Here is a 6,326-nt window from a genome sequence, read left to right as displayed (position 1 = left end):
GGGGGTAAAAGCCGTGTTCAACCGGTCATAACGGTGCAAAAGCCAGTCCCCCTCACCGATTCCGATATCAAAGACATACATGTGCCAGTCATCAGTAACGCAAAAGAGCATGCCATCGGCAATGGAAGGCGGTGCGGTAACACTGGCCCCGACCCTGTATGTCCAGAGAATACGGCCTGTTTCTTCATCCAGAGCAAAAAATCCGCCCTTTTCCCCATCCCTGGTCCCGATAAAGACAAGGCCGCGGGCAAGTGTGGGGGAGCTGATATCGGTTTTTTCTCCGATTTTTGTTTTCCACTTCAGGGTGCCTGAGATGGAGTGGACAGCATAGACCCATCCTTTTGTATCTGAAATAAAGACGACCCCTTTGTGCAAGGCATTAAAAGACAGAGGGCAGGCTTCAAGATCAAAGGACCAGAATCTTGCACCGGTTTGTTCATCATAGGCATTAAGGGTGTTGTTCCTGGCAATGGCAAGAAAGAGCCGGCCTTTGCCGTCCGCGGTGATGGAATTATCCCAGGGGCCGGCAGCAAGGTTTTTTTTCCAGACGGACCGGCCTGTTTTGGCATCCAGCTTGACCATGCGGCCCCGGGACGAGGCAATAAAAAAAGCTCCATCCTTTAGTATGGGCTTTGTAAGGCTCAGACTGCCAAGATCATAATTCCAGATGGTCTGCCCGGTCTGCTTGTCCAGGCAGTACACCTTGTCCGAGGCAAAAAACAGGTGGGTGTCATTATAAAGGATGGATTCCGGGATGCCGTTGGGGATGTTTTTTTTCCATTTAACTGCTCCGGTGAAACGGTTTAAGGCATAAACATATTCGTTAAAGGGATCGGTTTCATGGGAGTAGTTGCCAATATAGATGATATCACCATCAATGACAGGGCCCACATATCCAGGGCCGATGGTTCGATCCCACAAGATGGTGCCGTTTTTGGTATCAATGGCAAATATTTTGTTGAATCCCGGGCCGTGGGTGGCGCAGGATGTCACGTAGGCCATGCCGTTGGTATAGGCCACACAAGACTCCTGAAAATTGGTTCCCGTAGTCCTGGATTTGAACAAAAGCTTATGACCATGGCTTGTGCCGTCAAGGTTAAGCTCGATGGTTATAGGATAGGAAGTGATGCTGGTATGGAGATTATCAATATCGTTTTCAGGGCTTGTTATACAGCCTGGGAAAAAAGAGATTAAACAAGAGAGAATCAAGAGATGAAAACAGCTTGTTATTCGCATTTTTTATTACCCTGTATCCAGTAAAAAACGATTGAAAAAATAGTTGAAAAAAGAGTATGACATGAAGATTGTAATTTCAAATAAAAATCTCCTTTTTTTAATTATTTTTGAACAAACTTAATTTTTGGGTGTCGAATACAAAGGGGGCGTTTAATTTGTTCTCCTTACCGCTCTATCTGGTGGAAGAGAGCAGTCGGTTTATTAATGATTTTTTTCAGGAACTATCTTGATTTGCAGATGAAATCAGAAAAGTATGGATAAAACTCAGGGGGGGACAGATTTGAAATCTATCCCCCATTGTCATGTATTTATTTTTGTATTCTTTTTCTTCCGATTCCGGCAAGACCTAGAAGACCGATTCCAAAAAGAACTATGGTAGCAGGTTCCGGAACAGGAGCACCAACGAGTTGGCTTTGAAAATTACCAGTACCGTCCGTTGCGACTAAGTTAACAACTTTTATATCCCAGCCTGTTACCTTGAAATCTGAAATGCCATTGGAAAGAAGGCTCCAATCTGTGTTGCTGGTGATCTCATCTTCCATGTACCAGATAGCGTTTTGAACTTTATCTACACCTTGTTGATGGGTGAGACCTGTAAACAGACTATCAAAGTCGCCATTGAAAAATGAAGCATACAGCCATATGCTTTCCTGGGATAGGGGGTCACCGGTTTTACCAGTAGTGGATTCTGTCTCCCAGACACCATAGTTGGTGCCTCCCAGGGTGGCAACTGATCCGACGGATTCTACCTTGTAAATACCATTGTTATTAAAGATTTCGTTTTTTTCAATGCAGAACGTATTATAAAGATCACCGATAGTGTTGGTATTAGTGCTATTATTGATTTTCATTCCATAATTATCACCCCACTCGGTGTTCATTTGAACTGTATCTCCAGCCATTGGCAATGCCCACACATTTCCTGCAAATAATAACATCAACCCGAATAACAATCCTGCTTTAATCATTTTTTTCATAGTCATTCTCCTTAGTTAATTATAATTTTTATTCATTTTCACTTTTTGCAATTAATCTTTATCAAAGCAACTAGCGTGCCAGGAGGTGAAACCCTTTAAACAAGGGATTCTTATATAATTAAGCTCCGAATTAGGAAAAAAATTACATAAATTGGATAAAAAAGTACATAATTTTGGGTAAAAAAGAACCTAATTTATCAAAAATCAAAACAGGAGTACATGATTCTAATTTCCTGGTGCCAGTATAGAATAAAGGCGGGCAGCTGTCATTCTTCTTCCCCTCCTTAAAAGGTATTGTAAGGCATCTAAAGCAGTTGATACTTTTTATAAAAGTAATTATGGGGGAAAAAAGGATTGATCCTGCTACAGGGGTTATTCGGAAATCAGCTTTTCAGATAAGTATAGAAATTGTTCTAAAATTGGTGAACACCATTTCTGAGCGTGCCATATCATGATAACAGATGTCTCAGCATCCGGTATATCCCATTTGAGACTTGCAAGTTCACTGGCAGCCAGTTCCTCCCGGACAGATATTTCAGGGCAGATTGTCACGCCAATACCCATTTTCAGGCAGGTTTTCATGCTGTTAATACTGGAAAATTCCAGTATCATGGGAGTGACATCCAATTTTTCGAGCGACCGCTCGAAAGCTCGCCGGTAACTTCAGTCGGTTTTGGCAAGCAGAACCGTCTGGTGGTTTAAATTCTTTAAATTTATCTTATTTTCAAAGGCAAGCGGATGGGATGGACTTGCAGTCAGGACTAGTTTTTCTGTCTTCAGCAGACGGACATTGACATCTTTAAAATGAATTGTATCCGTCATTAAAAAGGCCAGATCAATACGGCCCGAATTCAATTCTTCTTTAAGCTGTGTATCCGTACAGTTGATGAATGTCAGTTTGACTTTCGGATTGGCTTTGTGGAAGCGGTCTACAATATCAGGCATGTAAACGGCCGCCAGTGTTTCGGGCACACGGATGGTAAGACTGCCACGTGTATAGCGGCTGCCAGATACTTCCGAACGGATTTCAAGTGACATCTCTTCCATGCGGCGTGCATACTCATATAGTTTGCGGCCGGCTTCAGTCAGCAGCACCCGTCTTCCGATCCGGTCAAACAATTTGATTTTAAGTTCATCTTCAAGCGCCTTTATTTGTGCTGATACAGAAGACTGTGCCATAAAAAGTTGTTCGGCTGTTTTTGTGAAATTTAAATTATCAGCAACTGCACGGAAAGTTTTAAGCTGGCGAAATTCCATTTTAATTCCTTTATCGTTTGTGCCGATGGATTGCATCGGAATAAATCGTTGGACACGATTGATTTTTTATTTTAATCGATTAAACAGATATAAACAAGTGCAGGAGTAGAGAAAATGATTGAAGAAAAAAGTATCATCAAAGAGAAAGCAGGGTATTATTTTGAAAACGGATTTCATTGTGCTGAAGCTGTTGCAGTAGCAGTGTTAGAAGGATTGGGTAAAGATACTTCCCAGGCTGCCATTCATGCAACTGCTTTTGGCGGCGGGTTTGGGATGACATTTGATGAGGCTTGCGGTGCCCTTTCAGGAAGCCTGATTGCCATAGGTCACCTTTATGGACGGCGCATCCCCGGAGAAAACTGGGATATCCCGGCAGAACTGGGGAGTAAAATCAGGCAAAAATTTATTGATCATTTTGAAACCACACATTGCGCAACACTTCGGGAACGATTTGGAGAAGAAATGCTGGAGAAAGAGTGTTGCAAGGTTGTTAAAATTGTTGCGGCAGATCTTGTGGATCTGCTACAGGATTGCTGAAATTTATGAGCATTTCTGATTCAATTTAAAGGATTCGTTAAAGATGTCCAGAAGTTTTACATTCTGTTTTGCCATCATTACACAATTACCGCTTATGGCATAAAAAAGAATGCTGAGCCGAGTTTTTGAAGAATCATCCCTGATTCTTTCAATCTGGTTTTCATTAAAATCATCCACAAGTTCCCTTAGATAATGAAACTGCTCTACCGCTTCCTGGCAGTCTACGATTTCTTTGTCCCGAAAGGCAGTCTCGACAAGAGAGAAAATATTTAAGAAAACTTTTTTGATTTCTTTTAATTCTGACTTTTGAACGTCTAACAATCCCTTGTGACGGTTGCTGACATGCATGCTGGCACGGATAACCGTATCCCTGTGGCCGTCGGTGAGTTTTTGAAGCCTCCTGATAATCTGGTAAAAGTTGTAGGAAACTTCCTGATCTTCTTTTGAAAGCAATCTCAATACCTTAAAGACATTGGCAATGATGATATTGGTACTGTTCTGGAAGTGCTTGACATGCATCCGTTCCTCTCTGAGTTTATATAAATCCCCCTGGAAGAGTGCATCAAAAGAGATATCAAAGGATTCCCTGATGCCTTTGAGAAGAAAAGCCAGATGATCAAAGGTCTCGGATATGGATTCTTTGAAGTGTTCAACCTTGTGCAGGTTGTAAATGCTCATTTCTTCCTTGTCTTTTTCCTGGCTTTTATGTTTCTGGTGATTTTTCCAGATCATATATCCGGCAAAGGCAAATAAAATGAAAAATCCCGGTACTTTTAAATAGAACAGGATATTGGCAAAAATAAATGAGACCACAAATGCGATAAAGGCAGTCATGAACCATCCACCGATAACGGTTAATACACCCGTGACCCTGTATACCGCGCTTTCTCTGCCCCAGGCCTGGTCTGAAAAACTTGTTCCCATGGCAACCATGAACGTCACGTATGTGGTGGACAACGGCAGTTTCAAAGATGTGGCAAAAGAAACAACCATACTTGCCACCATCAGGTTGACTGAAGCACGAACCAGGTCAAATGAGGGCCTTTCCGCTTGGGATGCCCCGCGGCTTTCCATAACCGGGGTAAGGCGTTGGGATATGGTTTCTCTAATGGTTTTCGGGGTCAGATTTGTTACCGTGTTGAATAGAAAATCAAACATGTTGACAATTTTTCTGGACAGCCAGATAGACTCAAATTTTTCTGTACCCTCATCTTGTTGGCCCAGGCTGATTTCCGTTTCCGTGACTGTTCGTGCTTTTTTGGACAGCCATAGGGTCACCACCATGATAAGCCCTGCCACCAGCATAATATAAGTCTGGGAGTGCACCTTTTTGCTTAAAGCTGTCATTGTGATATTTAAAGGGTCAGCGGATGCAATGGCATTTTGAAAGGCATTGAGGCCTGCAAGGGGAACCCCGATAAAATTAACCAGATCATTGGCTGCAAATGCCATGGCAAGAGCAAAGGTTCCCACAAGAACAATGAGTTTTAAAATATTGACCTTAAAAAGCGATATAAGAATCTGTAAGATCATGGCAGAGACAATAAAAATACCGGCCATGATCACAAAAGAATTGGTTTTTATCCAGGCAATAGTCCCGGCATCCATGAAGGTCGCCCCTTTAGATCCTTTGACAAGGATAAAAAAGGTAATGGCAGTCAGGGCCATGCCACCCCAGAGCGCCCCATATTTTTTTAATCGTTCCTGATAATCAAATGTGAAAATCATACGGGATAAAAACTGCATCAAAGCTCCCGCGAAAAAGGCCAATACAATGGATAAAAGGATGCCACCCACAATGGCCATGGCTTTGGCTGTATTAATATAGTCCCATAATGCCATAGTGCTGTCGGAGGCGGCCATGATCTTAATCATGGCAAGGGCTACAGCCGCTCCCAGCAGCTCAAATACAATGGATACTGTTGTTGAAGTTGGTAACCCATGGGTATTGAACAGATCAAGCAGCAGGATATCCGTGATCATGACAGCCAGAAAAATGGTTAAAAGTTCCGGCATGGAAAAAAATTGGGGATGGAAAATTCCTTTTCTCGCCACTTCCATCATGCCGCCTGAAAAGGTAACACCGGCCAGGATACCCAAGCTTGCAACGGTCATGATAATGAAAAAGGGGGCAGCCTTGGACCCGATAGATGAATTTAAAAAATTAACCGCATCATTGGTCACACCGACCATCAGATCAAATATGGCAAATAAGATCAGCATACCGACAATTATATAGCACAATTGGAGACCCATAATTTTTTCTCTTTTAGTATATTCCTGATTTTGAAACCATATTTAGACCTTCTTGTCCGGTTT

Annotated in this window: 4 protein-coding genes and 1 pseudogene; 1 reads left to right on the top strand and 4 read right to left on the bottom strand. The window is 42.4% G+C overall.

Annotated features, from left to right (window positions below):
- From K8S13_RS06995 to K8S13_RS06985, 3 genes and pseudogenes are all read right to left on the bottom strand, one after another.
- Window positions 1-1,236 (bottom strand): PQQ-binding-like beta-propeller repeat protein (locus K8S13_RS06995; protein WP_291461510.1); only part of this gene is annotated, 1,236 nt, incomplete at its 3' end.
- 308 nt (window positions 1,237-1,544) lie between these two features.
- A complete protein-coding gene (locus K8S13_RS06990; RefSeq protein ID WP_291461509.1) occupies window positions 1,545-2,213 on the bottom strand; it encodes a PEP-CTERM sorting domain-containing protein in 669 nt (222 codons plus the stop codon).
- A 372-nt stretch (window positions 2,214-2,585) separates the two neighbouring features.
- Window positions 2,586-3,470: pseudogene (locus K8S13_RS06985) on the bottom strand (LysR family transcriptional regulator).
- Between the two features lie 114 nt (window positions 3,471-3,584).
- Here K8S13_RS06985 and K8S13_RS06980 point away from each other — a divergent pair.
- On the top strand, window positions 3,585-4,007 hold the full coding sequence (locus K8S13_RS06980) for a C-GCAxxG-C-C family protein (RefSeq protein ID WP_291461508.1): 423 nt from the start codon (window positions 3,585-3,587) through the stop codon (window positions 4,005-4,007).
- Window positions 4,008-4,010: 3 nt separating this feature from the next.
- Here the strand turns inward: K8S13_RS06980 and K8S13_RS06975 are convergent, their stop codons facing one another.
- On the bottom strand, window positions 4,011-6,263 hold the full coding sequence (locus tag K8S13_RS06975; protein WP_291461507.1) for an inorganic phosphate transporter: 2,253 nt from the start codon (window positions 6,261-6,263) through the stop codon (window positions 4,011-4,013).
- Window positions 6,264-6,326: the final 63 nt, after the last annotated feature.

The organism is Desulfobacula sp., assembly GCF_021107415.1.
The sequence above is the reverse complement of the archived record's forward strand: the minus strand, read 5'-3'. Positions and strand labels throughout refer to the sequence as shown.

Excerpts from the sequence above, each read along its gene's own strand:
- K8S13_RS06990 (WP_291461509.1), bottom strand. The coding sequence starts at position 2,213 with ATGAAAAAAATGATTAAAGCAGGATTGTTATTCGGGTTGATGTTATTA.
- K8S13_RS06980 (WP_291461508.1), top strand. The coding sequence starts at position 3,585 with ATGATTGAAGAAAAAAGTATCATCAAAGAGAAAGCAGGGTATTATTTT.
- K8S13_RS06975 (WP_291461507.1), bottom strand. The coding sequence starts at position 6,263 with ATGGGTCTCCAATTGTGCTATATAATTGTCGGTATGCTGATCTTATTT.